Annotated in this window: 22 protein-coding genes and 1 pseudogene; 8 read left to right on the top strand and 15 right to left on the bottom strand. The window is 68.2% G+C overall.

The window, feature by feature from the left end; translation table 11 throughout:
* The first annotated feature begins 15 nt into the window (after positions 1-15).
* Positions 16-1,356, top strand: coding sequence for an alpha-hydroxy acid oxidase (locus AC1DBQ_RS15370; RefSeq protein WP_476929328.1), 1,341 nt, complete (start codon positions 16-18; stop codon positions 1,354-1,356).
* 84 nt (positions 1,357-1,440) lie between these two features.
* On the opposite strand, the gene AC1DBQ_RS15365 is transcribed toward AC1DBQ_RS15370, so the two are convergent.
* Both AC1DBQ_RS15365 and AC1DBQ_RS15360 read right to left on the bottom strand, forming a co-directional pair.
* Positions 1,441-2,019 (bottom strand): ArsR/SmtB family transcription factor, encoded by a 579-nt coding sequence (locus AC1DBQ_RS15365; RefSeq protein WP_476929326.1) that lies wholly within the window; start codon positions 2,017-2,019, stop codon positions 1,441-1,443.
* 81 nt (positions 2,020-2,100) lie between these two features.
* Positions 2,101-3,324: an acetoin utilization protein AcuC gene (locus AC1DBQ_RS15360; protein WP_476929325.1), complete on the bottom strand. Its 1,224-nt coding sequence runs from the start codon at positions 3,322-3,324 to the stop codon at positions 2,101-2,103.
* Positions 3,325-3,442: 118 nt separating this feature from the next.
* Between AC1DBQ_RS15360 and AC1DBQ_RS15355 the strand changes: the two genes are divergently transcribed.
* Both AC1DBQ_RS15355 and AC1DBQ_RS15350 read left to right on the top strand, forming a co-directional pair.
* A complete protein-coding gene (locus AC1DBQ_RS15355) occupies positions 3,443-4,876 on the top strand; it encodes a TrkH family potassium uptake protein (protein ID WP_476929324.1) in 1,434 nt (477 codons plus the stop codon).
* Positions 4,877-4,916: 40 nt separating this feature from the next.
* Positions 4,917-5,555, top strand: a complete 639-nt coding sequence (locus AC1DBQ_RS15350) for a potassium channel family protein (RefSeq protein ID WP_202615744.1) — start codon at positions 4,917-4,919, stop codon at positions 5,553-5,555.
* A gap of 2 nt (positions 5,556-5,557) precedes the next feature.
* Here the strand turns inward: AC1DBQ_RS15350 and proC are convergent, their stop codons facing one another.
* From proC to AC1DBQ_RS15315, 7 genes are all read right to left on the bottom strand, one after another.
* Positions 5,558-6,391 carry a pyrroline-5-carboxylate reductase gene (gene proC, locus AC1DBQ_RS15345; RefSeq protein ID WP_091251049.1) on the bottom strand — a complete coding sequence of 278 codons (834 nt, stop codon included), beginning with the start codon at positions 6,389-6,391 and terminating at the stop codon, positions 5,558-5,560.
* Positions 6,392-6,855: 464 nt separating this feature from the next.
* A complete protein-coding gene (locus tag AC1DBQ_RS15340; protein WP_476929323.1) occupies positions 6,856-8,181 on the bottom strand; it encodes an RNA polymerase sigma factor in 1,326 nt (441 codons plus the stop codon).
* Positions 8,182-8,202: 21 nt separating this feature from the next.
* Positions 8,203-8,544, bottom strand: coding sequence for a YciI family protein (locus AC1DBQ_RS15335; protein WP_476929322.1), 342 nt, complete (start codon positions 8,542-8,544; stop codon positions 8,203-8,205).
* A 124-nt stretch (positions 8,545-8,668) separates the two neighbouring features.
* The gene (locus AC1DBQ_RS15330; protein ID WP_476929321.1) at positions 8,669-9,673 is read right to left on the bottom strand and encodes a Ppx/GppA family phosphatase; all 1,005 of its coding nucleotides are present in this window, start codon (positions 9,671-9,673) and stop codon (positions 8,669-8,671) included.
* 83 nt (positions 9,674-9,756) lie between these two features.
* Positions 9,757-10,230 carry an SseB family protein gene (locus AC1DBQ_RS15325; RefSeq protein WP_476929320.1) on the bottom strand — a complete coding sequence of 158 codons (474 nt, stop codon included), beginning with the start codon at positions 10,228-10,230 and terminating at the stop codon, positions 9,757-9,759.
* A gap of 99 nt (positions 10,231-10,329) precedes the next feature.
* Positions 10,330-13,068, bottom strand: coding sequence for a type I DNA topoisomerase (topA, locus tag AC1DBQ_RS15320; protein ID WP_476929319.1), 2,739 nt, complete (start codon positions 13,066-13,068; stop codon positions 10,330-10,332).
* A 171-nt stretch (positions 13,069-13,239) separates the two neighbouring features.
* Entirely contained in the window at positions 13,240-13,908 is a 669-nt protein-coding gene (locus AC1DBQ_RS15315; RefSeq protein ID WP_116765295.1) for an ArsR/SmtB family transcription factor, read from the bottom strand.
* Between the two features lie 79 nt (positions 13,909-13,987).
* Here AC1DBQ_RS15315 and AC1DBQ_RS15310 point away from each other — a divergent pair.
* A pseudogene (locus AC1DBQ_RS15310) lies at positions 13,988-15,256 on the top strand (MFS transporter); the annotation flags it as partial.
* A gap of 90 nt (positions 15,257-15,346) precedes the next feature.
* Here AC1DBQ_RS15310 and AC1DBQ_RS15305 read toward each other — a convergent pair.
* Both AC1DBQ_RS15305 and AC1DBQ_RS15300 read right to left on the bottom strand, forming a co-directional pair.
* Positions 15,347-16,984: a DUF7059 domain-containing protein gene (locus tag AC1DBQ_RS15305; RefSeq protein WP_476929327.1), complete on the bottom strand. Its 1,638-nt coding sequence runs from the start codon at positions 16,982-16,984 to the stop codon at positions 15,347-15,349.
* Positions 16,985-17,065: 81 nt separating this feature from the next.
* Positions 17,066-17,926, bottom strand: coding sequence for a MerR family transcriptional regulator (locus AC1DBQ_RS15300; RefSeq protein ID WP_476929318.1), 861 nt, complete (start codon positions 17,924-17,926; stop codon positions 17,066-17,068).
* A 241-nt stretch (positions 17,927-18,167) separates the two neighbouring features.
* Here AC1DBQ_RS15300 and AC1DBQ_RS15295 point away from each other — a divergent pair, with 241 nt between their 5' ends.
* On the top strand, positions 18,168-18,626 hold the full coding sequence (locus AC1DBQ_RS15295; RefSeq protein ID WP_476929317.1) for a hypothetical protein: 459 nt from the start codon (positions 18,168-18,170) through the stop codon (positions 18,624-18,626).
* Between the two features lie 111 nt (positions 18,627-18,737).
* Positions 18,738-19,283 (top strand): hypothetical protein, encoded by a 546-nt coding sequence (locus AC1DBQ_RS15290; RefSeq protein ID WP_476929316.1) that lies wholly within the window; start codon positions 18,738-18,740, stop codon positions 19,281-19,283.
* A 118-nt stretch (positions 19,284-19,401) separates the two neighbouring features.
* Here AC1DBQ_RS15290 and trhO read toward each other — a convergent pair whose 3' ends face one another.
* Positions 19,402-20,295: an oxygen-dependent tRNA uridine(34) hydroxylase TrhO gene (gene trhO / locus AC1DBQ_RS15285; protein WP_476929315.1), complete on the bottom strand. Its 894-nt coding sequence runs from the start codon at positions 20,293-20,295 to the stop codon at positions 19,402-19,404.
* Between the two features lie 117 nt (positions 20,296-20,412).
* Here trhO and AC1DBQ_RS15280 point away from each other — a divergent pair, with 117 nt between their 5' ends.
* Together AC1DBQ_RS15280 and AC1DBQ_RS15275 are read left to right on the top strand one after the other, a co-directional pair.
* Positions 20,413-21,105 (top strand): GNAT family N-acetyltransferase, encoded by a 693-nt coding sequence (locus AC1DBQ_RS15280; RefSeq protein ID WP_456509308.1) that lies wholly within the window; start codon positions 20,413-20,415, stop codon positions 21,103-21,105.
* Between the two features lie 77 nt (positions 21,106-21,182).
* Complete coding sequence (locus tag AC1DBQ_RS15275; RefSeq protein ID WP_476929314.1) at positions 21,183-23,678, top strand: DEAD/DEAH box helicase; 2,496 nt, start codon at positions 21,183-21,185, stop codon at positions 23,676-23,678.
* Positions 23,679-23,802: 124 nt separating this feature from the next.
* Here the strand turns inward: AC1DBQ_RS15275 and AC1DBQ_RS15270 are convergent, their stop codons facing one another.
* From AC1DBQ_RS15270 to AC1DBQ_RS15260, 3 genes are all read right to left on the bottom strand, one after another.
* Positions 23,803-24,108, bottom strand: coding sequence for an Rv3654c family TadE-like protein (locus AC1DBQ_RS15270; protein ID WP_476929313.1), 306 nt, complete (start codon positions 24,106-24,108; stop codon positions 23,803-23,805).
* Between the two features lie 121 nt (positions 24,109-24,229).
* The gene (locus tag AC1DBQ_RS15265) at positions 24,230-24,598 is read right to left on the bottom strand and encodes a TadE family type IV pilus minor pilin (RefSeq protein WP_476929312.1); all 369 of its coding nucleotides are present in this window, start codon (positions 24,596-24,598) and stop codon (positions 24,230-24,232) included.
* A gap of 86 nt (positions 24,599-24,684) precedes the next feature.
* Positions 24,685-24,969 (bottom strand): DUF4244 domain-containing protein, encoded by a 285-nt coding sequence (locus AC1DBQ_RS15260; RefSeq protein ID WP_476929311.1) that lies wholly within the window; start codon positions 24,967-24,969, stop codon positions 24,685-24,687.
* Positions 24,970-25,371 lie beyond the last annotated feature (402 nt).

The raw sequence follows: 25,371 nt of genomic DNA, 5'->3' as shown, positions 1-25,371 counted from the left end.
GCTTTGGAGGAAGCCATGACGCACACCTTCCCGCCCGAGAACCCAGAGGCCCCCACAACGCCGAGCGCGACGGCGCCGGACATCCAGGCGCCCGGCGCCCGTGCATTCGGGCATGCCGGGGCCGCTCCGGCCGCGCTGAGGCGCCGCGTTCCCAAGTACGCCGACCTCGCGCCCCTGATGCAGTTCAAGAAACCGGAGTTCAGCCGGGCGGCCAGGCTTCGCCGCGCGAGCACCATCTGGGATCTGCGTGACATGGCCAAGCGCCGCACGCCCCAGGCGCCGTTCGACTACACCGACGGCGCCGCAGAAGCCGAAATCACCCTCCGCCGCGCCCGCCAGGCCTTCCTGGACATCGAATTCCGTCCCGGTATCCTGCGCGACGTCTCCAGCATCGACCTCAGCACCGAGATCCTGGGCGGCCCGTCCCGGCTGCCGGTGGGGATCGCGCCCACGGGATTCACCCGGATGATGCAGTCCGAGGGCGAGTACGCCGGCTCGCGGGCCGCCGAGGCCGCCGGCATCCCGTACACCCTCTCCACCATGGGCACGGCGTCCATCGAGGACGTGGCCGCCGCCGCACCCGCTGGCCGCAACTGGTTCCAGCTGTACCTGTGGACGGACCGGGACCGGTCGCTGGAACTGATCCAGCGCGCCGCCAGGGCAGGCAACGACACCCTCATGGTCACGGTGGACACCGCCGTCGCCGGCGCCCGCCTCCGCGATGTCCGCAACGGCATGACCATCCCGCCCGCACTGACGCTCAAGACTGTCCTGGATGCGTCCTACCGGCCCGCGTGGTGGTTCAATTTCCTCACGCACGAGCCCCTGACCTTCGCCTCGCTCTCGCGCTACACGGGCACGGTCGCGGACCTGATCAACTCCATGTTCGATCCCACCCTGACCTTCGCCGACCTCGACTGGCTGCGCGAGACCTGGAAGGGCAAGCTCGTGGTTAAGGGCATCCAGACGGTAGAGGACGCCCGCAAGGTGGTGGACCACGGCGCGGACGGGATCGTGCTCTCCAACCACGGCGGCCGCCAGCTGGACCGGGCACCGATCCCCTTCCACCTGCTCCCCGAGGTGTCCGCCGCCCTCAAGGCGGACCGCAGCGACGCCGCGATCATCCTGGACACCGGCATCATGAGCGGCGCGGACATCATCGCCGCGCTGGCCTTGGGCGCCGACTTCACGCTGATCGGCCGCGCCTACCTCTACGGGCTCATGGCCGGCGGCCGGGCCGGCGTCGACCGCGCCCTCCAAATCCTGGAGAAGGACATGCACCGCACCATGGCCCTGCTGGGCGTCAACCGCATCGCAGACCTCACCCCGGAGCACGTGCGGATCCTCCGGGGGTAAGCCCGCCCCGAGACGGCATTTCGCGGCAGAGTTCGCGCGCCGGGCACTGGCGCGGGGTGCCATCTCGGCAGAGTGGACGGAGGGTTACTTCTTGCGGCCGAACTTGGGCAGGTTGGCGAGGAGGTCCGCGGCCTTGGTGGCGGCGCGGCCCACGGTGCGCCCGATCTGTTGGGGCATCTTGTCCTCGCCTGCGGTTCCCACCGGGATAACGACGGCGGGGCTCAGCAGGCTGCCGGCAGGTCGGCCCGCCAGTGCCGCAGCGGGCTGCGCGCCAACCTGCGCCGCGGCGGGTGAGGGCTGCGGTGCGGCCGCCGCGGCCAGGCTGTCCGGCACGGCTGTGGGGCTGGTTTGGGGGCTGGATTCGGCATGGCGGCCCGGTGCCGTGTCCGGGGCCGCTGCTGGGACGACGTCGAACGTCTGCAGCCAGTTGGCAACGCCGGCAAGGGGCTTCGGGTTGAGCGCGTAGTAGCGCTTCTGGCCCTGGGCGCGCATGCTCACCAGGTCCGCTTCCCGGAGGACCTTGAGATGTTTGGAAATGGTGGGCTGGCTTGCATCAAGCTCCTGGACCAATTCCCCCACTGCCTTATCCCCCTTGCGGAGGGCCACCAGAATGTCACGCCTGGTTGCCTCAGCAATGACGGCAAATACGTCGTCTGTCACCATGTCCTCCACACTAGCGACATATACGCCGGATGGCATCCACAAATTGGCGGGCTGCCGCTTGGCTTGATCCGCGGCGCGGAGCTAGTCGAACCAGGGGTCCAATCCATGCAGGGGAAACACTTCTTTGCGGGTGGCCATGATGGTGCGATCCACGGCGTCGTTGGGGTCGAACCCCACTTCCCAGGACCGCCACCAGACGTCGACGTCGTCGCCCATCAGTTCAGGGGGCTCCACGCCGAACTTGGCCCCGTACTTGTCCCTGACGTAGCGGCGCCAGTCCTCCGGAACCGGGGTGCGCAGGGGGACAGGCCGGCCGGCGGCGATGGCGATGAGGTGGCTCCAGGAGCGCGGCACCACGCTGACGACGTTGTAGCCGCCGCCGCCCGTGGAAATCCAGCGGTTGTCGCAGTAGCGCGCGGCGAGATTGCCGACGGCGGTGGCGGCCTCACGCTGGCCGTCAACGCTGATGTTCAGATGGGTGAGCGGGTCGAGCCGGTGCGAGTCGCACCCGTGCTGGCTCACGATTACCTCCGGTTCGAACGCGCCGATGAGTTGCGGCACGACGGCGTGGAAGGCCCGCAGCCAGCCGGCGTCGCCGGTGCCCGCCGGGAGGGCCACGTTCACGGCGCTGCCCTGTGCCCCCGGGCCGCCGATCTCATTGGCAAACCCGGTGCCCGGGAAGAGAGTCAGCCCTGACTCGTGCAGCGAAATCGTCAGGACGCGCGGATCGTCCCAGAAAATGCTCTGCGTACCGTCGCCGTGGTGGGCGTCGACGTCGACGTAGGCGACGCGCCGGATGCCGCCGTCGAGCAGTCGCTGGATCGCGAGGGCTGCGTCGTTGTAGATGCAAAAACCGCTTGCGCGGTCCCGGGAGGCGTGGTGCATTCCGCCGCCGAAGTTCACGGCCCGCACCGCGCTGCCGTCCAGGACTGCGGCGGCCGCCAGCAGGGAGCCGCCGGCCAGCCGGGCGCTGGCCTCGTGCATGCCGGCAAAGGCGGGGTCGTCCTCGGTTCCGAGGCCCCTGGCTTCATCGGGGGTGTCCGGATCTTCGCTCACGCGCCGCACGGCGGCCACGAACTCGGGGCTGTGGACCGCGCACAGTTCCTCGTCGGCGGCGACTTCCGGGGCAGCTACCGTTACGTGCTCCAGATCCAGCAGTCCCAGGCTGCCGGCCAGCTTCGCCGTGAGCTCCATGCGCTCGGGCGCCATCGGGTGGCTGTGGCCAAAGTTGTAGGCGGTCATGGCAGGAGCCCACACCACCGTCGTTGGCAGCGCGGCCTGAGAGAGTCCGGGCAGGAATGTCATCACTCACAGGCTACCCGAGGGTCCCCCTGCTTCCCGCGTGCGCAGGCGTGCTCCCCCGGTCATGACGCGGACTTTAGTGGTTTACTACTGAGGGAAGCAGTTTCAACCAAGGAAAAACATGACGCAAAGCCAGTCGAGGTCCACGCGCCCGGCCAGCTGGCAGCCAGGCATGCCGGAGCGGGACGGCCTGTGGATCTTCACACGCCTGCGCGACTTCATTGACAGCATCGCGAACAGCTCGCCGGCCCGCCTGGCCCTCACGGTGTTCGGCATCGTCATCGTGGTTTTCACCACGCTACTTTCGCTGCCTATCGCTTCCGCCACCGGACAGGTCACACCCCTGCACGAGGCCCTCTTCACGGCGGTGTCCGCCGTCTGCGTCACAGGCCTGACCGTGGTCTCTACGGCCGCGTATTGGTCCTTCTTCGGTCAGCTCGTGATTCTGGTCGGCATTTTCGTGGGCGGCCTGGGCACCCTGACTCTCGCGTCGCTGCTGGCGCTCATGGTCAGCAAGAAGCTCGGTGTCCGCGGCAAGCTGATTGCCCAGGAGGCCATGAACAACGCCGGCCGGCTCGGCGAGGTCGGTACCCTGCTCCGGATCGTGATCGTGACGTCCGTCGTGATCGAGGGCGCGCTGGCGCTGGCCCTGGTCCCCCGCTTCCTGATCCTCGGGGAGAGTTTCCCGCAGGCCCTCTGGCACGGCGTCTTCTACGCAATTTCGTCGTTCAACAACGCCGGCTTCACCCCGCATTCGGACGGAATCGTCCCCTACGAAACCGATCTCTGGATCCTCATCCCGCTCATGCTCGGTGTGTTCCTGGGCAGCCTGGGCTTCCCCGTGGTCATGGTGCTGCAGCAGAACGGGCTGCGGTGGAAGAAATGGAACCTGCACACCAAGCTGACCATCCAGGTGTCCTTCATCCTCTTCGCCGCCGGGGCGCTCCTCTGGGGGCTCCTGGAATGGGACAACCTGCGCACCATCGGGGGCATGGACCTCGGCGACAAGATCACGCATTCGCTGTTTGCCTCCGTCATGCTGCGTTCGGGCGGCTTCAACCTTGTGGACCAGAACCATATGGAATCCACCACCATGCTGGTCTCCGATGCCCTCATGTTCGCGGGCGGCGGCTCCGCGTCCACAGCCGGCGGCATCAAGGTCACCACCATCGCGGTGATGTTCCTGGCGATCGCCGCCGAGGCCCGCGGCGATGCCGATGTCAAGATCTACGGCCGGACCATCCCGGAGGGAACCATGCGCGTGGCCATCTCGGTGATCGTCGCCGGCGCCACGCTCGTCTCGGTCTCGGCCCTGCTGCTCCTGCACATCAGCGGCGCCTCCCTGGACCGGGTCCTGTTTGAAACCATTTCCGCCTTCGCCACGGTGGGCTTGAGCACCAATCTCAGTGCCGAATTACCGCCGTCGGGGGTTTACGTCCTCGCTGTGCTCATGTTTGCCGGGCGCGTCGGGACGGTCACCCTCGCCGCCGCCCTGGCCCTGCGCCAGCGCAGCCAGCTGTACCACTACCCGGAAGAGAGACCGATCATTGGCTAGTTCCTCAGGCGCCGTCAACCGCCCCGCCCACAATGCCCCCGTGCTGGTGATCGGGCTGGGCCGCTTTGGCGCATCCACCGCAGAGCAGCTGGTGAAGCAGGGCCGGGAGGTGCTTGCCATCGAGCGCGACCGCACCCTGGTCCAGAAGTGGGCCGGCGTCCTGACGCACGTAGTGGAAGCCGACGCCACCAACATCGACGCGCTCCGCCAGCTCGGCGCCCAGGAATTCAGTTCCGCCGTGGTGGGCGTGGGCACCTCGATCGAATCCTCGGTGCTAATCACGGTGAACCTCGTGGACCTCGGGATCGAACACCTCTGGGTCAAGGCGATCACGCCCTCGCACGGCAAGATCCTGACCCGGATCGGCGCCAACCACGTCATCTACCCGGAGGCCGACGCCGGTGTCCGCGCCGCGCACCTGGTCTCGGGCCGCATGCTGGACTTCATCGAGTTCGACGACGACTTCGCCATCGTCAAGATGTACCCGCCGCGGGAAACCGTGGGCTTCACGCTCGACGAGTCCAAGGTCCGGTCCAAGTACGGCGTCACCATTGTGGGCGTGAAGTCTCCGGGCGAGGACTTCACCTATGCGCGGCCCGAGACGAAGGTTTCCTCACGGGACATGCTCATTGTTTCGGGCCACGTGGACCTGCTGGAACGGTTCGCCGCGCGCCCCTGAGTTCAGCCGAGCTGGCGGGTGATTTCCGCCGAGCGGGCGGCGGCCGCTCGGGCGCCCTCGGCGATGATGGCCGGCAGGCCGCGCTCATCAAACGTCGCGATGGCCCGTTCCGTGGTGCCGTTCGGGCTGGTGACGGCCTTGCGCAGCGACGCGGGGTCCGCCCCTGGTTCGGCCAGCATGAAGCCGGCCCCCGCGACGGTCCCGCGGGCGAGCAGCAGCGACAGTTCCGGGTCCAGGCCCAGTTCGACGCCGGCCGCCGCCATGGCTTCCGCCAGGTAGAAGGCGTAGGCCGGGCCCGAGCCGCTGATCGCCGAGACAGCGTCCACCTGCTCTTCGGGAACCTCCACCACCGTGCCGGCGGCTGCGAGGATGTCTTTCGCGTGCTGGAGCTGCCCGGCAGAGCAGCTGCTTCCGGGGGTGACGGAGACCATGCCGCGGCCGAGCTTCGCCGGTGTGTTCGGCATTGTGCGGATGACCGGCTGGCCGGCCGGCAGCACGGCTTCGAGCTGCGCCAGGGAGACGGCGGCAGCGACGCTGATGACGATCGTGTCCGGAGAGAGGGAACCGCTGATTTCCCGTGCCAGGTCCGCGATGCCCGCCGGCTTGACGCCCAGGATCACGACGCCGGAGCCGGTGGCCGCCTGTTTGTTGTTTTCGGGCTCTTCTTCGCCGGCGATGGCCGTGATCCCGTGATGGCGCTCTGCGAGCCCGGCCGCGCGCTCAGCCCGGCGCACCGTCGCGACGATGTCGGCAGGATCGACGCCGCCGTCGATCAGCCCGCCCATGATTGCCTCGTTCATTGATCCACAGCCCAGGAATGCGATTCGGTTGCTCATCGTCCCATCATTGCAGTCCGGCGCGATTCCCAGCCAGCTCACACCTTGGCCGCAGTCAGTGCACAACTTCGGAGCCTAGCGTTGTCATTACCTCATTGAGGGTGCGAGTGATGCAGCAGGCATGCGGATGCCTGCGTGGCACCGGTGGTCCGCAGCGGGTTTTCCCATTTTCCCGCAAAGGACCATCGGTGCCTTTTCCGTTTAAGCCGGCGCTGAGGCCGGCTGACTCCTGCGTCGTCGCGCCACCGCAGCGGAACGACGGCGGATTGTCAGCGAACATACAGCTGGCTCCCGCCGTGCGCCCATCTACGGCCACTACCGTGGAACGTGCCTCAACAGGTGCGAGTGATGATAGCCGGTTCCACCGGAGCCGGCGGTGCGCCGGGTGTTTGCAGCAGATTTCCCCCAAGTCCTGCTCCAAGCGCCCGGCGCTACTCATTTAAGCGAGCTGCGGGCTGCGGGATTCAAGGCACCTCCGGGTCCTGCCGCGCGGCGTCTCCGGCCCCGCCGAACCGGCAACTCCGGAGCTTCCCTTCCAGAAACCGGCGTTCCGCCGCGCTCCCGGCAAGCTCCAGCGCCCGCCGGTAGGCCCCTGCAGCCTCCGGAGCGCGGTCCAGGCGCACTAGGAAGTCGGCGCGGACGGCGTGGAAGAGGTAGTAATTGTCCAGTCCCAGGCTCTCAACCTCCGACAACCCGGCAGCGGGACCGTGCAGCTCCGCCACGGCGACGGCGCGGTTGAGCGCCACGACCGGTCCGGGTGCGACGGCCAGGAGCAAGTCATACAACTGCAGGATCTGCGCCCAGTCGGTGCCGCGGGCGGTCGCGGCGTCGCTGTGGACGGCGTTGATCGCGGCCTGAAGCTGATAGTGCCCCGGCCGGTTCCGGCGCAGGCACTGACGCACCAGCTCCTGGCCCTCGGCGGCCAGCGCCCTGTCCCACCGCTGCCGGTCCTGTTCAGGCAGCAGCACGAGTCCGCCGTCGGGAGTAAACCGCGCGGCGCGGCGGGACTCGATGAGCAGCATCAGTGCCAGCAGTCCCCTCGCCTCCGGTTCGTCCGGCATGAGGGACGTCAACAGCCTGCCAAGCCGGATGGCCTCCCAACAGAGCTCCGTACGGTCCGGGCTGTCCGCGGGTCCGGCGCTGTAGCCTTCGTTGAAAATGAGGTAGACGACGGCGAGCACCGATTGCAGCCTCTCAGGCAGATCCGCGCCCTGCGGGACGCGGTAGGGGATCTTCGCGTCGCGGATTTTCGCCTTGGCCCGGACCAGCCGCTGGGCCATGGTGCTCTCCGGAACGAGGAAGGCCCGGGCGATCTCCGGCGTCGTCAGTCCGCCCAGAAGCCGCAGCGTGAGCGCCACCTGGGCGGGCCTGGCCAGGGCGGGATGGCAGCAGGTGAAAATCAGCCGCAAAGTGTCGTCGTCCACGTCGTCGATTCCTGCCTGGTCCGCCAGAAACTGCTCGTCCGCGGCCGGTGCTGATCCGGTCCCCGCCGGCGCCGCAGACAGGAAAGCGGCCTGTGCCTGTTTGTCCTCGCGCGAGGACTCCCGGCGGAGCCGGTCGATGGCCCGGCGCCGTGCCGTGGTGATGATCCAGCCGGCCGGGCTGGGCGGGACCCCTGCCGAGGGCCAGAGCCGGACCGCCGCCGTGAAGGCATCCTGGACGGCGTCCTCGGCTATATCGATGTTCCCGAACGTGCGCGTCAGGACGGCTACTGCCCGGCCGTATTCGTGCCGGAAGACCCGGGCAATGTCCGCCTCGGTGGCACCGGCGCGGGCGCCATGACCGTTCACGGCAGCGTTCCCGTCCGGCGGCTAATACTGGAAGGGACGTACTTCAACGGGAAGGGTGGTGACGCCGGCCAGCTTCCGGGCCCAGCCGAGGGCCGCGTCCAGGTCCTCGGCTTCGATGACGGTGAAGCCTCCCAGGTGCTCTTTGCCTTCGGTGAACGGGCCGTCGGTGATGAGGATCTCGCCGTCGTGGGGCCGGAGGACGGTGGCGGTCTCGGCCGGGTGCAGTCCGGCGGCGAACACCCAGGCCCCGGAGGCTTGCATCTCACGGTTCAGGGCCGCCAGGTCCCGCATGATCGGTTCGAGGGCCTCAGGTTCCGGGACCGGGCCGTCCGGCTGGTAAATGCTGAGCAGGTACTGCGACATTTCAGGTGCCTCCTTGTCGAATCCGCCGGCGGTGTGCCGGCCTCTCAGCATCTACACGAACGGAACCCCTGCAGATCGACACTTCCAATCGAACCCGCAGGATTCGCAGCGGACACGGACCGGCTTAGGAAACCTTCTCCGGGGACTGGAGCTGCGCCGGCGGCCGCTGCGCCACATGCGGTGCTGGGTCGAGCGGCCCCTCGAACACGAGTTGGTCCAGGCGGCGGAGGATGAGTCCCTCGCGCAGCGCCCACGGGCAGATCTCCATGCTGGCGAACTCGAACATTTCCAACGCCGCCTCCGCGACGAGCGCGCCGGCGAGGACCTGCGGGGCCCGGGCCTCGGAGACGCCGGGCAGGTGGAACCTGTCCCCTATCTCCATGGCAGAGATCCGCTGCGCCCAAAGCCCCAGGTCCAGCGCCTGCAGCTCGCGCTTGACGTACGGCCCGGCGGCACTGGGAGCGGCCCCTGCGATCCTGGCTAGGGACCGGAAAGTCTTGGACGTGCCCGCCACATGGTTGGGCCGGCCCAGTTTCTCGAATTTGCGCACGGCGGGCTTGAGCGTCGAGCGGATGTAGCGGCGCAGCTCCTTGATGCTTTTGGCCGAGGGCGGGTCTCCGGGGAGCCAGTCGCGCGTCAGCCGGCTGGCCCCGAGCGGCACGGACATCGCCAGCTCGGGGAGTTCGTCCTGTCCGAGGGCCATTTCGAAGGAGCCGCCGCCGATGTCCAGGTTCAGGATGGGCCCGGCGCCCCAGCCGTACCAGCGGCGGACGGCGAAGAACGTCATCGACGCCTCTTCGCTGCCGGTGAGTTCCCGGAGGGTGACCGTGGTTTCATGCTTGACGCGGGCCAGGACCTCCGCGCCGTTGGTGGCCTCGCGGATGGCCGAGGTGCAGAACGCGAGGAGATCGTCGGCTTTGTGCTTGGCGGCGAATTCCCACGCTTCAAGGACGAACTCGACAAGCTCATGCTGCCCGGCGTCATTGATGTTGCCATCGCCGTCGAGGAACTGCACGAGGGACAACGGCCGCTTGTGTGAAGCGAACGGGACCGGCCGGGCGCCGGGGTGTGCGTCAACCAGCAGGAGGTGGACGGTGTTGGACCCGATATCGAGGACGCCTAGACGCATGTTGCCATTATTGCCCCCACGGAAGCGGCTGGTCTAACTGCGACGGCGGTATTCGCAAAGAATACCCCCGCCGGGACGCCGGCTTAGGCGAGGTCCGTATCCTGCGCCGGACGGTCCGCGGCTCCGGCACTACCGTCCGCGGGCTCGTCGGAGGGCTTGAAGTCGCGGCGGATGTTGGCCACGCCCTCCGGATCGATTTCAAAGCCGTAGGCGGCCCCCGGGTTGATCACCATGCCGAGCTCGTCGCCGAGGTTGCCGATGATCGCGGCGCCCTGCGTGCCCAGCACGTTGGGAGCGGCCGAGAGATACTGCTCGGTGACGCGGCTCGGGTGCGAGAAGACGGCCAGAACCGGCTTGCCCGAGGAATTCGCGAGGACCAGCGGCTCCACCTGGGAGTCGGGGCCCTCGAGGGCGTCGGAGCTGACCACGTAGACCTCGTTGTTGAGGAAGGCCAGGATCACGTCCACCGGGTTGGCGTCCGGCTGCTCCCCCCGGGCAAGCTGCTCTTCGAGCTCGTTCAGCGGCTGGTTGTCCAGGTGTGCGGGCTGTTCAGTCATCTTCCTACTCGATCACGTCCGCGCCTGGCCGGAAAGCGGCTGAGTCGCCGGAAAATCCCGGCGCCCCCGCAGCTTTCCGGCGAACCCGGTGTGGCTCTGCTACTTCTTGGCCGGCGTTTTCCGGGCCGGGGCCTTGCGGGCCGTCGTCGTGCGCTTGACCGGGCCCCTGGCGCGCTTCTCCGCGAGGAGTTCGACGGCCTGTTCCCGGGTGAGCTCCTCCAGCGAGGTGGAGCGCGGCACGGTGATGTTGGTGATGCCGTCGGTGATGTACGGGCCGAACCGGCCTTCCTTCACCACGATGTTCTTCTCCGAGACCGGGTCCGGGCCGAACTCGGCCAGCGGCGGCACGGCGGCACGGGCGCCGCGCTGCTTGGGCTGCGAGTAGATCTCCAGCGCCTGTTCCAGCGTGATGGTGAAGATTTCCTCCTCGGAGCCGATCGAGCGGGAGTCCGTGCCCTTCTTCAGGTACGGGCCGAACCTGCCGTTCTGGACCGTGATCGGGTTGCCCTCGGCGTCCTGGCCCAGCACGCGGGGCAGGCTCATGAGCTGCAGGGCCTCGTCCAGGCTGACCGTCTCCACACTCATCGAGGCAAACAGGGAACCCGTACGCGGTTTGGCCTTGACGGGCTTCTTCGGCGGCTTCGGCTTGCCGTTCTTGTAATACTCCACGGGCTGGCTGGCCAGCTGCTCCTCGGTCATTTCCGGGATGATCTCGGTGACGTAGGCGCCATAGCGGCCGTTCTTGGCCACGACCGTGTGCCCGGTGTGCGGGTCCGTGCCGAGGACGCGCTCTTCCGGGGCCGCGGTCTCCATGAGTTCAATGGCCTTGGCGGCGGTGAGCTCGTCCGGCGCCAGGTCCTCGGGGACGTTGGCGCGGGCGGCTTCAACCACTTCGCCGGTCTTGGGATCGACCGTCGGGACGGAGCTTTCCAGGTACGGGCCGAATTTCCCGACCCGCAGCGTGATGCCCTCGGCGATCGGAATCGAGTTGATTTCGCGGGCGTCGATCTCGCCGAGGTTGTTGACGATGCTCAGCAGGCCGGGCTCGGCGTCTTCCCCGAAGTAGAAGTGCTTGAGCCAAGCGGGTCCGGCCGCCTGGCCGTTGGCGATCTTGTCCAGGTCAGCTTCCATGTCGGCCGTGAACTCGTAGTCCACGTAGTCGTGGAAGTGCTGTTCGAGCAGCCTGATCACGGAGAACGCGATCCAGCTCGGGACCAGAGCGGAACCCTGCTTCCGGACGTAGCCGCGGTCCTGGATGGTGGAGATAGTGGAGGCGTAGGTGGACGGGCGGCCGATGCCCTTCTTTTCCAGCTCGGCGGTCAGCGACGCTTCCGTGTAGCGCGGGGGCGGCGAGGTCTCGTGGCCGACGGCGACGATGTCCGAGGCCGTCAGGGAGTCGTCCTTGGCCACGTTCGGCAGGCGGCGGGCTTCCTCGGAGTCGTCATCGCCCCGGCTTTCGTCCTTGCCCTCTTCATAGGCGGCCAGGAAGCCGGGAAAGGTGATGACGGTGCCGGAGGCGGAGAATTCCGCGTCGCGGCCGGCGGCAGCGCCGCCCACGGTCACGGCGCCCAGGCGGATTGTGGCGGTGGAGCCCTTGGCATCAGCCATCTGCGAGGCGACGGTGCGCTTCCAGATCAGCTCGTAGAGCCGGAATTCGTCACCGGAGAGCTGCTTGGCGACCTGGGCCGGGGTGCGGAAGGAGTCGCCCGCGGGGCGGATGGCCTCGTGGGCCTCCTGGGCGTTGGCGGCCTTGCTGGTATAGACCCTCGGGGACTGGGGCACGTATTCCGTGCCGTACAACTCGGCTGCCTGGCGCCGGGCGGCGGTGACGGCCTCGTCGCTCAGTGCGGACGAGTCCGTACGCATATACGTGATGTAGCCGTTTTCGTAGAGCCGCTGGGCCACCTGCATGGTGCTCTTGGAGGAGAAGCGCAGCTTGCGGCCGGCCTCCTGCTGCAGCGTCGAGGTGGTGAACGGCGCCGCCGGGCGGCGGGTGTACGGCTTCGTGTCGACAGAACGGACGCGGAAATCAGCGGTCTGCAGGCCGGCCGCCAGGGCGGTGGCAAGTTCCTCGTTGACGTGGATGACGTTGCGCGAGGTGAGTTCGCCGTTGTCGTTGAAGTCGCGGCCGCTGGCCACCTTGGCGCCGTCCACGGCAGCGAGTTTCGCTTTGAAGGATCCGGCGTCCGCACCGAACTGGCCGGTCAGGTCCCAGTAAGAGGCAGCCTTGAACGCCATGCGCTCACGCTCCCGGTCCACCACCATGCGGGTCACGACCGACTGCACCCGGCCGGCGGACAGGCCGCGGGCCACCTTGCGCCACAGCACCGGTGAGATCTCGTAACCGTAGAGGCGGTCCAGGACGCGCCGGGTTTCCTGCGCGTCCACCAGGTCCTGGTCCACGTCGCGCAGGTTGTCCATGGCGCGGTGGATGGCTTCCTTCGTGATTTCGCCGAAGGTCATCCGGTAGACCGGAACCTTTGGCTTCAGGACTTCCAGCAGGTGCCACGCGATGGCCTCGCCCTCGCGGTCCCCATCGGTTGCGAGGTAGAGCGCATCGGCGTCTTTGAGCTGGGCCTTGAGTTCGGCGACCTTTTTCTTCTTGTCCGCGGACACCACGTAGTACGGCTTAAAGTCGTTTTCAATGTCGACGGCGAACTTGCCCAGCGGGGTCTTCTTCAGTTCCGCGGGGAGCTCGGAAGGCTGCGGGAGGTCGCGGATGTGACCAATGGAGGCCTCAACGATGAAGCCCTCGCCCAAGTACTTGGCGATGGTCTTGCTCTTGGCGGGAGACTCCACGATCACGAGTTTCTTGCCGGTTTTGGCCTTGCTTGGCACGGTGCTCCTACAGAAAAAGGTTGCTCGGGCAGATGCGCCCATACCCGCCTAGTTCACCATATTTTGCAGAATCGCGCGCATCCGGCCGGAAATGACGGCCCCGCGGAGGCGGGTTTCGGCCGCGAAAGAGTAGGGCGCCCGGTGGTCCTGGAGGGCGCGCCGGGCGGAGGCTCAGGCGCTGCCGGCCTCGGGTTTCGCGGCGGCCGGGCCGCGATCGTCCGGAATCATCGACCACATGGTGGCCATGCGTTCGGCGCCGTCGGGCACGTGGTCCGGATCCTCGAGTTCATAATCGCGCAGGAGGTCGAAGACGCGCCGCGTCAACTCGGACCGCTGCTCCGGCGTCAGGTACAGCAGGTTGCTCGCCAGCACCACCGACGACGGGCCGTCGCCGGTCTCGCCGCGCTCGCGCCGTTCGTTGCGGGTCTTGGCGTACGCAAGCACCCGGCGGCGGTAGGCCTCGAGCTCGAGGTCAAGGACGGCGAGCTCAGGGCTGGCCACGCCGCCGAGCGAGTGTATGGTGAAATCGGTGCCGGCAGCCTTCCAGCGCCGCTCCCGGGCGTCCCCTGCCGTGGCTGCGGGGACCACAATGCCCCACTTCTGCAGCGCCCGCAGGTGGTAGCTCATGGCGCTGGGGGTCAGGCCGGTCTGCGCGGCGAGTTCGGTGGCCGTCCGGCTCACCTGGGTGGAATACAGCTCGGAAATGACCTCCAGCCGGGCGGCGTGAGCGAGGGCCCGGATCGCCTTCGGGTCGGTGATTTCCACTTGCTTTTCCGGACGGTGCCGGCGCTTGGCGGCCGGCGGAGCCGTGGACTCCGCCGTCGGGGTTTCTGCATTCACCCCTCCAGTGTATCCAGCCGCGCCAAAATATGAAAGAAATGCTTGACATCTATTCGCGGCCGGGACTAGCTTCCTATTTATGAAACAGATATTTCATAAGTCGTCCGCCCCCTCAGCCGCGGAGCAGCCCCTGTGGCGCAACCGCGATTTCCTGATCGCCAGCACTGCCAGGTTCGTTGCGACGGCGGGTATGGGCGCCGTCGTCGTGAGCATCATGCTGCACCTGCAGAACGCGGCCGCTGCCGGGGGAACCCCTGTCGCCGGGCCCTGGCTCGTGGCTGCCTACCTCTTTTGCTCAGCGCTGCCGCTGGTCCTGCTGGCCCCGTGGGCCGGCCGGCTCGCCGACACCAGGGACTCCCGCACGCTGGCGACGGCGGCCTCCGCGGTCAGCGCCGCCGCCGTCACCGGCATGGGCCTGGGCATGCAGTATCTGGAGAACTACCTGCCCGTGCTTTTTGCCATGACGTTCCTGCTCGACGCGGCCCAGGCCGTGGCCGGCCCCACCTGGCAGGCCCTGCTGCCCCGGATCGTCGGCGAGGACCGCACCCCGCGGGCGATGGGGACCATGCAGGCGACCGTCATGATTGCCGGCATGGCCGGGCCGGCCGCGGGCGGCATGCTCAGCGGCTGGGGCGGCGCCGGACTCGTGTTCGCCGTGGCCAGCGGCTGCTATGTCGCCATGGGGCTGGGCGCCCTGCTGATCAGAACCCGCCGCGGCACGGCGGCCGAGCGGGCCGGCCAGGCGAAGCCCGCACTGCTCGACGGGCTGCGCCTTATCCGCCGGGACAGCCTGGTCTGGGCACTGGTCCTGGGGGCGATGTTCTTTATCGTCGTGGGCGAGGCCACGAATGTCCTTGAAGTGTTCCTGGCCCGCGGCGAACTTGGCGCCACCGAGACGCAGTATGGCTTTCTGGCCGCGGCGTTCGGCCTCGGCATGGCGGGCGGGGCCGTGATGGCCGGCAGGATCACCACGCCGGCGTTGCGGCTGCGCGTGCTGCTGGCCTCCATGGCCCTGGCCTCGGTGTTCCTGGGCATCACGGGGATGGCCCCCACCGTGGAGCTGCTTTTTGTGGCCTACACGGGGACGGGAATGGCCTGCGGCGTCCTGAATGCCTGCTTCGGGGCGATCGCGATCCTCCGGGTACCCGAACGCGGGCGGGGCCAGGCCATGGCGATCGTCGGCGGGATGACTCGCGCCGTCTCCATCGCCGCCCTGGCCCTGGGCGGGCTGCTGGGTGCACTGGTGCCGGTGCGTGTCAGTTTCCTGCTCACCGGGGCCGTCGCGGTACTGGTCACTCTTGCCCTCACCGCATACGTCCTGCCGAGGTTCGGCCGGGAGGACGCACGCGGTATCGCGGCAGCGCCTGCCGGCACGGCCGCCGGGGCTGGAACGGCAGACGTGACGGCGCCAGACACGGTTGCGGCGGCGCCTGCCGTCTCAGGCCGGCTGCAGGAAGCCGTCGCGAACCAGGTTACCGACTTCGGTCAGGAGGCCGGCGCGGAACTGCGCGCCGTCAAACCCCTCATAGCCGCCCAGCAGGGCCTCGAGGGCGCCGATGATCTGCCCGACGGAGAGGTCGCCGTCGCACGCTGAAACAAAGCCGGCCAGCTCGGTGCTCAGCAGGTTGGTGCGGCGCAGCCCGGCACCTTGCCGCAGCAGGATGACGCCGGGGTGTTCCGCCCCCGGGCGCTGGTGCCGCTCCTCGGTGACGTCCTCCGCGACCAGCAGGTGGGCGGCGGCCAGATCGTGGGCAGCCAGCCAGTCGGCACGCTCGACCGCCGCGCCCAGGTGCGGCCCCACAGGCTGTTCGATGGGGTACGTGATCTCCTCGAAACGGGAAATCACCCGCCCGGCGCCGTCAGCCGGCCGGCGCAGCCAGATCATCCCGAAACCGATTCCCGCCACATTGCGCGAGGCAAAGTCGTCAAGGTACGCCGCATACGAGTCCTGGTAGAGCTGGCGGTCCCGGTTTTCGGAGGCGTCCTGCAGCCAGGTCTCGGCATACTGCTCCGGCCCCACCTGCTCCCGCTGGATGAACCAGACGTCGGCGGCCGGGTCGGCCCAGCTTTGGGGCCGTTCGGACCAGGCCGCCCCCGCCTCGATCTCCCAATTGCCCAGGAGCTGGGCCGTTCCACCCGGCGCGAGAACGGAGGGCAGGGCCCGGACCAGCGAAGAAACGATCTCGTCCCCCGGCAGGCCGCCGTCGCGATAGGTGAACTGGTCCACGGCGGTCTCGCCCAGGCTGCGCGGCGTAATGACGAATGGCGGGTTGGACACCACCAGCTCGAACTCCTCCCCGGCGACAGGTTCCAGCAGCGACCCGAGCCTCAGGCTCACACGGGCCTCAGGATCCGCCGGGTCCAGGTGCAGCTCGGCGGCGTTGAGCAAGAGATTGAACCGGGTGAACGCGAGGGCGCGTTCGGAAATGTCCGTGGCGGTCACGTGCTCCGCGTGGTGGAGCAGATGGAACGTCTGGATGCCGCAGCCCGTGCCGAGGTCGAGGGCCCTGACCACATGCCGGCGGGCCGTGACCTGGACCAGGGTGGTGGAGGCCTGCCCGATCCCCAGGACGTGGTCGTGGCGGAGGACGCCTGCGCGCTGGTGGGCCGCGAGGTCGCTGGCCACCCAGAGGTCCGCCCCGCCGCTCGCCACGCCATCGTCCCCGACAGTGGGGTCCCAGCCGTACGGCCTCAAATCCACCTTCGCCCGGATCAGGTCCTCGTCGGACCTTTCCACGAGCCCGAGTTCCGTCAGCCCCTCCGTGCGGATGCCGGGCAGCGCGGCGTCGAGGGTCTCCGCCCGCTGCGGCTCGGCCAGGAGACAGAGACGCACGACGGCGGCAAGCGCCGCCGTCGACGGCTCACCGGCGGCGCGCCCGGTGACTATCAGTGCGGGGATGAGCTGGTCCCGGCTGAGGGCGGAGTGCGCAGCCTCCCCGAGCAGTCCGGCGACGCCATCCACCGTGTAGCCAACGGCCCGCAGGTCCCCGGCCAGGGCCTCGAGGAGGCCGGGGAGGTCGCTCCGCGGCGCCTCCGGAGTGTTGCCGGCCGTGAACGGCGATGAACGAACCGCCATGACGGGAGTTGGCGTGGCCGGAAGCGGTGCTGCGGGAGCCTGCGGGGCGGGGTTTTGGGCTGAGGACGTCACCGCACAAGTTTAGTCCCGGGGACTGGGCGGGGCCGGCGAGAACCGGGTCTCCGCATAAATCCGCAGGGCATCCCGGACGAAGGCCGCGCCCTCGGCACCGCCGTAATTCGCGGCGAACCGGGGATCCGCCACGTACATCTCGCCGAGTCCCGTCACGTACCCTTTGATGTCCGGCACGGCAACTGCGGTGCCGCCTGCTGCCCTGGTGTCTGCTCCCTTGCCAGCGCCTGCTCCCTTGCCACCGCCTGCGGCGGGCGGCGCCGCCGGGGTGCCGGGAATGCCCCTGAGCCATTCGACGTGGCGCCGGGCCAGGTCTTGGGCCTGCACGCTGTCCGCCGTGACGCCCGACTCTGCCGCGGCCTTCCAGTCGGCGCCGAGCTGCCGGGACTGTTTCTGCCAGGCAGCCTTCTCCTCGGCCTGCATGCCGCGCCACCAGGCGTCTGAGGTCGCATAGGCGTCCGTGCCCCACCGCTGCTGGACTTCTTCCCGGTACCGGGTGTGGTCGAAGCCGTCGAACATTTGCTCTGCCATGATCTTTCCTCCCGCTTGCAGTGCCTCAATGGTGTGCCGGACCGAAGCGATCTGGCGCCCCAGCCTGTCCTGTTCCTGCTGCAGCCACTCCAGGTGCCGTCCCAGCGCGTACTCCGCGTCCGCCTGGCCGGCGAGCACGTCCGCGATCGCCGGCAGCCCGAGCCCCAGGTCGCGCAGGAGCAGGATCCGCTGCAGGCGGACCAGCGATTCCGCGCCGTAGTACCGGTATCCGTTGTGGTCGGTCCGGCTGGGCTTGAGCAGGCCGATGTCGTCATAGTGACGCAGAGTCCGTCCGGTGGTGCCCGCCAATTTCGCGATCTGTTGGACGGACCAGTCCATATCTCCTCCTTTGCCGTCGGGCCGGATACCCGTCGGGAGTAGCACGCCGACGGCGCCGGTCGTCCCGGTGCACCGCCTCCCGGCGCACCGCTTGTCGCCTGCCGGTGCACCGCCTCCCGCATGCCGGGCCGTCCCCTCGACTCTAAACTTTGACGTTACGTCAACGTCAAGAGCCCGCGGGAGGCGCCGCCGGGCGGCAGGCGCGGCCGGGGGCGACACTGCAAGGCGGTAAGTTGGAGGCATGGTTTTTCCCTCCTCTCACGCCCCGGCGACCCGGGTGGTAAGGCGGACGCTTACGGGTGCGGCCGCAGCCGCCGTCGTGCTGGCCGCAACGGCATGTACCCCGCCAGGTTCAATTCAGGGCGTCGATGTCCCGGCATGGAAGGCTACCGCTCTGCCCTCGGCCCCCGGGACTGTGCTGGAGGACGCCGGCAAAATCCTGAACCGCGATCCGATCGTCCGGACCGCGTCCGGTGTGCCCGCCGGCACCTACACCCTGACCATGACCTGCGACGGCGGCGGTAAGGCGTTCTTCGCCGTCAGCCTCGCCGGCCGGCCGCTGACCGAGGCAGGAGCTGCCTGCAACGGCAGCCGCGAATCCGCCCGCATTACGGTGCCCGCCGCGGGCGAGCTGAAGCTCAGCACGTCCAGCGTGGACGCCCCGATCATCTACGCCTACCACCTGGCCGCGTCCGAGTAGGGTCGGCCCGCCGCCCGGTCACGGCGGCCGGTTCGGCGCCTTCTGGGAAAACCGCCCGCCGCGGACCTTGGACCTCTGGTGTTTGCGTCGGGGCGACCTTAATCTCAGGGTATGCCAACTGTGCCGGCCCGCAGGCTGCCGCGACGGCGCACCCCGGCCGCCGTCGCGGTGCTGTCAATTGCGGTGTTCCTCGGGGCGGTCTTGTCCGGTTGTGAGTACGAATACAGCGCCGACCATTGGGACGATGCCTCGCCCACGGTTTCCGCCGCGCCGACCACCGACGCCGCCCTGCCGCAGGATCCCCATCGCAACGAGCCGGTGTCCGGTGAAGAGCTGGAGCAGTGGGTCGACGACGCGCTTCCCGACGCCGCGGGGCAGGTGTTTCACACCAGCTACGGCTCCGTGGCGGCCGGCGCGGTGCACACAGAGACGACAACGCAACTGCCGGCCGGCACCTATTCCCTGACGCTGGCGTGCCGGAGCACGGCCCGGGTGTCTTTCACCGTCCGCAACGGGGATGAGTCGCTGGTAGACCTGAGCCTGCGCTGCGGAACGTCGCGAGTGAACGTCGTCTCGCTGCCCGCGGACGCGGTGCTCTCCGTCCAGGTGACCGGGCGGGCCGCGGCGAACTTCGCCTACCGCGTGAGCCGGATCTGAGACAACCCTCGCTCTGGGGGCCGCGCCCACTTGCGTAAGCAACGCCTGTTGGGCGGGGCCGCGCATGCAGGGGCCCTCGGGGCGCCAGGACCGGCTGGGATAGTCCAGCCTCAGCCGATCAGCCGGCGCAGCCCTCGGGGCACCGCAGGGTTTCCGGGCTCGCTGCGCACCCGGCACAGTAGAGCGTGAGCGTCCGGCAGCTCGGATTGGAGCAGTTCTCGAACTTGCTCGTGGGCGCCGAGCAGCGGACGCACTGGCCGATGGTCTTGGCGTCCTCGCTGAACTCCAGGTGCATGCGCTTGTCGAACACGTACAGGGAGCCCTCCCACAGGCCTTGGTCCTTGAAGGTCTCTCCGTACCGGACAATGCCGCCGTCGAGCTGGTAGACCTCCTTGAACCCGCGGTTCACCATGAGGCTCGACAGCACCTCGCAGCGGATGCCGCCGGTGCAGTAGGTGACAACCGGCTTGTCCTTGAGGGCATCGTATTTGCCCGAGTAGAGTTCCTTGATGAAGTCGTGGGTGGTAGCGACGTCGGGGACCACCGCATCCTTGAACTTGCCGATCTGGGCCTCGAAGCCGTTGCGGCCGTCGAAGAACACGACCTCGTCGCCGTGCTCCTTCTTGGCTTCAATGAGTTCGTGGAGTTCCTCGGGCTTGAGGTGCGTCCCGCCGCCCACCACGCCGTCGGCGTCGACTTTCAGCTCGCCCGGGGCCCCGAAAGAGACGATTTCATCCCGCACCTTGACGCTGAGGCGAGGGAAGTCTGCCGCCCCGCCGTCGGACCACTTCACGTCGATCCCGTGGAATCCCTTGTACTCCCGCGTGGTCTTGACGTATTGCTTCACGGCGTTCAGCTCCCCGCCGACCGTGGCGTTGATGCCGTCCTTGGAGATGATGATGCGGCCGGTGAGGCCGAGTTTTTCGCATAGCGCGCGCTGCCACAGCCGGACGGCGTCCGGGTCAGCGAGGGGGGTAAATCCGTAAAAGAGCACAATCCTGTTCAAAGCCACACTTTTAAGGGTACTGGCTGGGACGGGAGGCCGGGAGACAGTCACAATTCCATAAGCGAGCACACTTCCCGGACCCGGCCCCTGTTGCTTGTGGCACGGCTGGAATACGCTCATCACATGAGTCTTGACGCCATGGTTGAAGACACCACTCATCTGCTGGAAATCTGGGTGGCCGGATGGGCAGGTTGTCGCGGATATGAGACGCGCAGGGAGGGACGGTTCCCTGCGGCCTTGCGCGCGGACACCACCGGTCAATGGGAATATTTTGCCTTCGACCCATCCGATTCGGAGTTTGCGGAGCTGGCAGCGAGGACGGCTGAAGTGCCGGCCAGAGTCCTCACGATCCTCACTAATGACGTGGCCCGGTACACGTTTCTCGGCCAGGAGAACGGCCTCCATGTGACCTCTGCTTCCCAGACCATGATGATCGTGGACATGGAGACTCAGGACTCGGAGGACCCCTGGCTTTCCGACGACGACCTCAAGCTGGAGACGTCCCGGACGGACGGCGTGCACCACGCTGTGGTCCGCGCAGGCGAGGAGACCGCCGCGAGCGGGCGCGTATTTGTGGTGGGACACACCGCCATCTTCGACAAGATCGTGACGGCGCCGGCGTACCAGCGGCGGGGTCTGGGCAGCTTCATCATGAAGGCCCTGGCGGCCCAGGCCTTCGAACACGACGTCGACTCCGGGCTGCTGCTCGCCTCGCTGGACGGCCAGAAGCTCTATTCGCACCTCGGCTGGCGCATGGTCTGCCACGTTCTGATGCTGTCGACCTCGGACGAAGGCGCGGACCTCTCCGTCGGCTGAGCCTTGGCGCGGGCCGGGCGCTGCGGGACCCGGGCTGCCTTCTCCGGCGATTTGAGGCCGGATGAAAGAATGTGTGAGTGAACCCGCATGAGTCCCTGATTCCGCTGCTGGGCCGAGGTCCGGACCCGGAACAGCTGCGTCATGTGCGAACGATCCCCGCCCGCCAGGCCGTCAATGCGCCGTGGCCGGGCTGGGCCCACCCGGATCTCATGGCGGCCTACGGTTCCCTGGGCATCCACGAGCCCTACCGCCACCAGGTGCAGGCCGCCGAGTTGGCCCACGCCGGAGAACACGTGGTCATTGCCACCGGCACGGCGTCCGGCAAGTCCCTGGCGTACCAGCTGCCGGCCTTGGATGCGATCCACCGTTCCGAGCTCAGGGCCCTGGCCGATCCCGGAAAAATCCACGACGACGGCGCTGTGACCCTCTATCTGTCCCCCACCAAGGCCCTCGCAGCGGACCAGCTGGCCGCGATCCGGGCGCTGAAACTCCCCACCGTTCGGGCCGAAACCTACGACGGCGACACCGATCCCGCGTCCCGGCGCTGGATCCGGGACCATGCGAACTTCATCCTCGCCAATCCGGACATGCTGCACTTCGGCATCCTCCCGAACCATGCCTGGTGGGCCCGGTTCTTCCGGCGCCTCCGCTATGTGATCGTGGACGAGGCCCACAGCTACCGCGGCGTGTTCGGCTCCCATGTCGCCAACCTCATGCGCCGGCTGCGCCGGATCTGTGCCTACTACAGCCCCGGCGGCTCACACCCGGGCCCCGTGTTCATCGCGGCGTCTGCCACGGCGTCAGAGCCCGGGACGTCCTTCGGCAGGCTCATCGGCGCACCGGTCCGTGCCGTTTCCGAAGACAGCTCGCCCCACGGATCCACGACCGTAGCTTTCTGGGAGCCTGCCCTGACCGAACTGCGGGGCGAGAACGGCGCCAAGGAGCGACGTACCGCCGTCGCCGAGACCGCCGATCTGCTGGCCAATCTCGTGTCCTCCCGGACCCGGACCATTGCCTTCATCAAATCCAGGCGCGGAGCCGAGACGATTTCCTCCATCGCCAAACGCCTGCTCGATGAAGTGGACCCCAGCCTGCCGCAGCGTGTGGCCGCCTACCGCTCGGGCTACCTGCCGGAGGAGCGGCGGGCACTGGAAAAGTCGTTGCGCTCGGGTGAGCTGCTGGGCGTCTCGAGCACGTCTGCGCTGGAGCTGGGCATCGACATTTCCGGTCTCGACGCCGTCCTGGTGGCCGGATGGCCAGGCACCCGCGCGTCGTTGTTCCAGCAGATCGGCCGGGCGGGCAGGGCCGGCCAGGACGCGATCGCGGCCTTCGTAGCCAGCGACGACCCGCTGGATACGTATCTGGTGAACCACCCCGAGGCGATTTTCGACGTCTCGGTGGAAGCCACGGTCTTCGATCCCTCCAATCCCTATGTACTGGGCCCCCATCTCTGCGCCGCCGCCGCGGAACTTCCGCTGGGGTTCGCCGAACTTGACCTTTTCGGGGCCACCTCGGAGAAGCTGCTGGAGCGCCTGGTGGCGCAGGGCTACCTGCGCAAACGGCCGGCCGGCTGGTTTTGGACCCACCCGCAGAGTGCCGCAGCCATGGTGAACCTGCGCGCCGACGGCGGGGGTCCGGTGAGCATCGTGGATGCCGACACCGGGTCCCTGCTCGGCACCATGGATTCGCCCCAGACCCACTACCAGGCCCACACCGGCGCCGTCTACGTCCACCAGGGCGACAGCTACGTCGTGGAGGACCTGAATGAGGGCGATCACTGCGTGATGGTGCGCCGGGCGAACCCCGACTATTACACCACCGCCCGCGACGTGACCCAGATCGAGGTCCTCGAGACCGAACGCACCACCCAGTGGGGCGACGTGGCCGTACATTTCGGCGAGGTCAAGGTGACGACCCAGGTGGTCTCCTTCCAGCGCAAGGCACTGATTTCAAATGAAATCCTCGGGGAAGAACCCCTGGAACTGGGTGCCAGGGACCTATTTACCAAGGCGGTCTGGTTCGTTGTGGACAACCGCTCGCTGACCGGCGCGGGACTGATCGAGGCGCAGTTCCCCGGAGCCCTGCATGCCGCCGAGCACGCAGCCATCGGCCTCCTTCCGCTCGTGGCCTCCAGCGACCGCTGGGACATCGGCGGGGTGTCCACCGCCATCCACGCCGACACCGGGGTGCCTACCATCTTCGTCTACGACGGCCATCCCGGCGGGGCTGGCTTCGCCGAACGCGGATACGACAAGGCCCGGGTGTGGCTGACCGCCACGCGGGACGCCATCAAGGCCTGCGAATGCGAGTCCGGTTGCCCATCGTGTGTCCAGTCGCCCAAGTGCGGCAACAAGAACAACCCTCTCGACAAGGACGCCGCCGTCACCCTGATCGACGTGCTGCTCAAAGACGCCAGCGAGCTGATGAACGCCGACAACACTGGGACGGGGGCGGCTGGCACGGCTGCTGTGGGCCCCGGCGCGGCGGATGCGGCCACGGCCGCTGCTGGCACGGCGGTCGGTCCGGCGGTCGGTACGGAAGAAGATCCCGCCCAACCGCTCCGCGCCGGATAACGCGATTGGCGCTGCCCAGCGAGTCCGGCCACGGGCCGTTTGGCGCGGCCCTGGCATGGCGTGCCGGCGGGTGAATCCCGGTTGTTTCGAAACGCCGCGCGTCCTGCCGCGGGCAAAGCAGCCCTTACGGGGAAGGACCGTTCCGGGGCGCCGGGGGTGGGCCGGCCCTGGCCAGACCTCTGGCCGCGCCGAGGAACGGCCCGACGTTGATCTCGGTGCGGACCTGGACTGACGTGTCTGCGCCCTTCGAGCAGGCGAGCACAGTGGCGTTGTTCTTCCGTGCGACCTCCCGGGCGACGGCGCACGGCTCACCGGATGTGATGCCTCGGGCGGCATCCGCTGCCGCCAGGGCTGCGAGGTCGGCGGCCGCTGCAGCCCTGGCCGCCGCGACGGCTGACTGAGCCAGAAGCAGCAGCAAGACTGCCGCCATAATCACGACCAGCCCGAGTCCCAAGGCCAGGACCGTCCCTGAGCCCCGCTCCCGCGGCCGGCCGCGGTACACGTCACGGCCGGGGGACGGATTCCGGCGCCATGGCCCACTGGCAAAGGCACTAACCGGCGACATCATGTGCCCGTCCCCAGCGGGAGGCCCCATCCACCCCGGACAGTTGTGCTGCGCCGGGGGTTTCCGGACGCGCCCAGGCACTGGCGCTCAAGGTCCACGGAATGAGGGAACCGACAGCCCCGGGGACACGGCCGGACACCGTGACCCTGAGCCATTCGCCGTCGAGGGCCACGGTCGACGCTGCGGTTTCGCCGGCAAGCTGACGGACAATCCCTCCGACTTCGCCGACTGCGGCTCCCCTGGCCAGCGCACGGGCACCACCCCTGGCCGCTTCCTCGACGCGAAGTTGCGTCACCCCGGCTGCCGAACCCGCGAGCAGCAGGGCAAGCAGAAAGACGACAGACGGCAGCGCCACGGCAAACTCCGCGGTGACCGCCCCACGGCAGTCCGGGGTTCGCGGCGACCCCCGCCGCCCGCTCCCGCCCGCGCGCCAGACCTTCGTCATGGCAGCGTAAGCGCGGTGCGGATGAGATTCAGGAGGAAACCCCGGACCTCATCACTGCGCATGATGAACACGAGAACCCCGGCAAACCCCACGGCGGCAAGCGTTGCGATGGCGTATTCGGCTGTTGCCATTCCTGCCTGCGTCGAGAGCTGCCTCCTGCGTCCGTTCGGCTGAACGGGAACGACCAAACTGGCGCCGGGATAGATTTCGTACACCTCGGCAACCCCGTCTTCCCCACTGTCTATGCGATTCGCAGCGGGAGTGTCCTGATTGACTGACATCTGCTTTCCTTCCACGGAACACCGGCAGGATCGCCGGCTGATTCGACTCTCCCGGCTTGGGCACGGCGCGGTAAGCCCCGAAGTCAGCTAAGTGGAAAACATGCCCGAAGCCGGCGCCACTGCGGCCTGTGGAGGAGAGCTCACGGGCTGTTCCACGTCGGCGGACGGATAGCACGACAGCGCCCCGCTCATGCCTTGGCCCGACGAAGTGCCCCGTCTGACCCGACTAACGGCCCCCTGACCGGGCGCAGAACTGAACCCGAGGTGCTGCGGTCCATACTGCGACTACAGCTTCTCGGGTTCAGTCCGGTGCGCTGGAACCTCAATCACGCGCTTCTAGGGGAGGAAGTACCCCGCGAGGTCGGCGATGAGCTGGGAGGATCCGGAGGACCGGTTGAACAG

It is taken from the genome of Arthrobacter sp. 10T413_2 (assembly GCF_056394205.1).
Note: the sequence above shows the minus strand (reverse complement) of the source record. Positions and strands in the feature narration are given on the sequence as shown.

Coding starts and splice junctions, on each gene's coding strand:
- AC1DBQ_RS15370 (WP_476929328.1), top strand. CDS start 16: ATGACGCACACCTTCCCGCCCGAGAACCCAGAGGCCCCCACAACGCCG.
- AC1DBQ_RS15365 (WP_476929326.1), bottom strand. CDS start 2,019: ATGGTGACAGACGACGTATTTGCCGTCATTGCTGAGGCAACCAGGCGT.
- AC1DBQ_RS15360 (WP_476929325.1), bottom strand. CDS start 3,324: ATGACATTCCTGCCCGGACTCTCTCAGGCCGCGCTGCCAACGACGGTG.
- AC1DBQ_RS15355 (WP_476929324.1), top strand. CDS start 3,443: ATGACGCAAAGCCAGTCGAGGTCCACGCGCCCGGCCAGCTGGCAGCCA.
- proC (WP_091251049.1), bottom strand. CDS start 6,391: ATGAGCAACCGAATCGCATTCCTGGGCTGTGGATCAATGAACGAGGCA.
- AC1DBQ_RS15335 (WP_476929322.1), bottom strand. CDS start 8,544: ATGTCGCAGTACCTGCTCAGCATTTACCAGCCGGACGGCCCGGTCCCG.
- AC1DBQ_RS15330 (WP_476929321.1), bottom strand. CDS start 9,673: ATGCGTCTAGGCGTCCTCGATATCGGGTCCAACACCGTCCACCTCCTG.
- AC1DBQ_RS15325 (WP_476929320.1), bottom strand. CDS start 10,230: ATGACTGAACAGCCCGCACACCTGGACAACCAGCCGCTGAACGAGCTC.
- AC1DBQ_RS15305 (WP_476929327.1), bottom strand. CDS start 16,984: ATGGCGGTTCGTTCATCGCCGTTCACGGCCGGCAACACTCCGGAGGCG.
- AC1DBQ_RS15300 (WP_476929318.1), bottom strand. CDS start 17,926: ATGGACTGGTCCGTCCAACAGATCGCGAAATTGGCGGGCACCACCGGA.
- AC1DBQ_RS15295 (WP_476929317.1), top strand. CDS start 18,168: ATGGTTTTTCCCTCCTCTCACGCCCCGGCGACCCGGGTGGTAAGGCGG.
- AC1DBQ_RS15290 (WP_476929316.1), top strand. CDS start 18,738: ATGCCAACTGTGCCGGCCCGCAGGCTGCCGCGACGGCGCACCCCGGCC.
- AC1DBQ_RS15280 (WP_456509308.1), top strand. CDS start 20,413: ATGAGTCTTGACGCCATGGTTGAAGACACCACTCATCTGCTGGAAATC.
- AC1DBQ_RS15270 (WP_476929313.1), bottom strand. CDS start 24,108: ATGGCGGCAGTCTTGCTGCTGCTTCTGGCTCAGTCAGCCGTCGCGGCG.
- AC1DBQ_RS15260 (WP_476929311.1), bottom strand. CDS start 24,969: ATGTCAGTCAATCAGGACACTCCCGCTGCGAATCGCATAGACAGTGGG.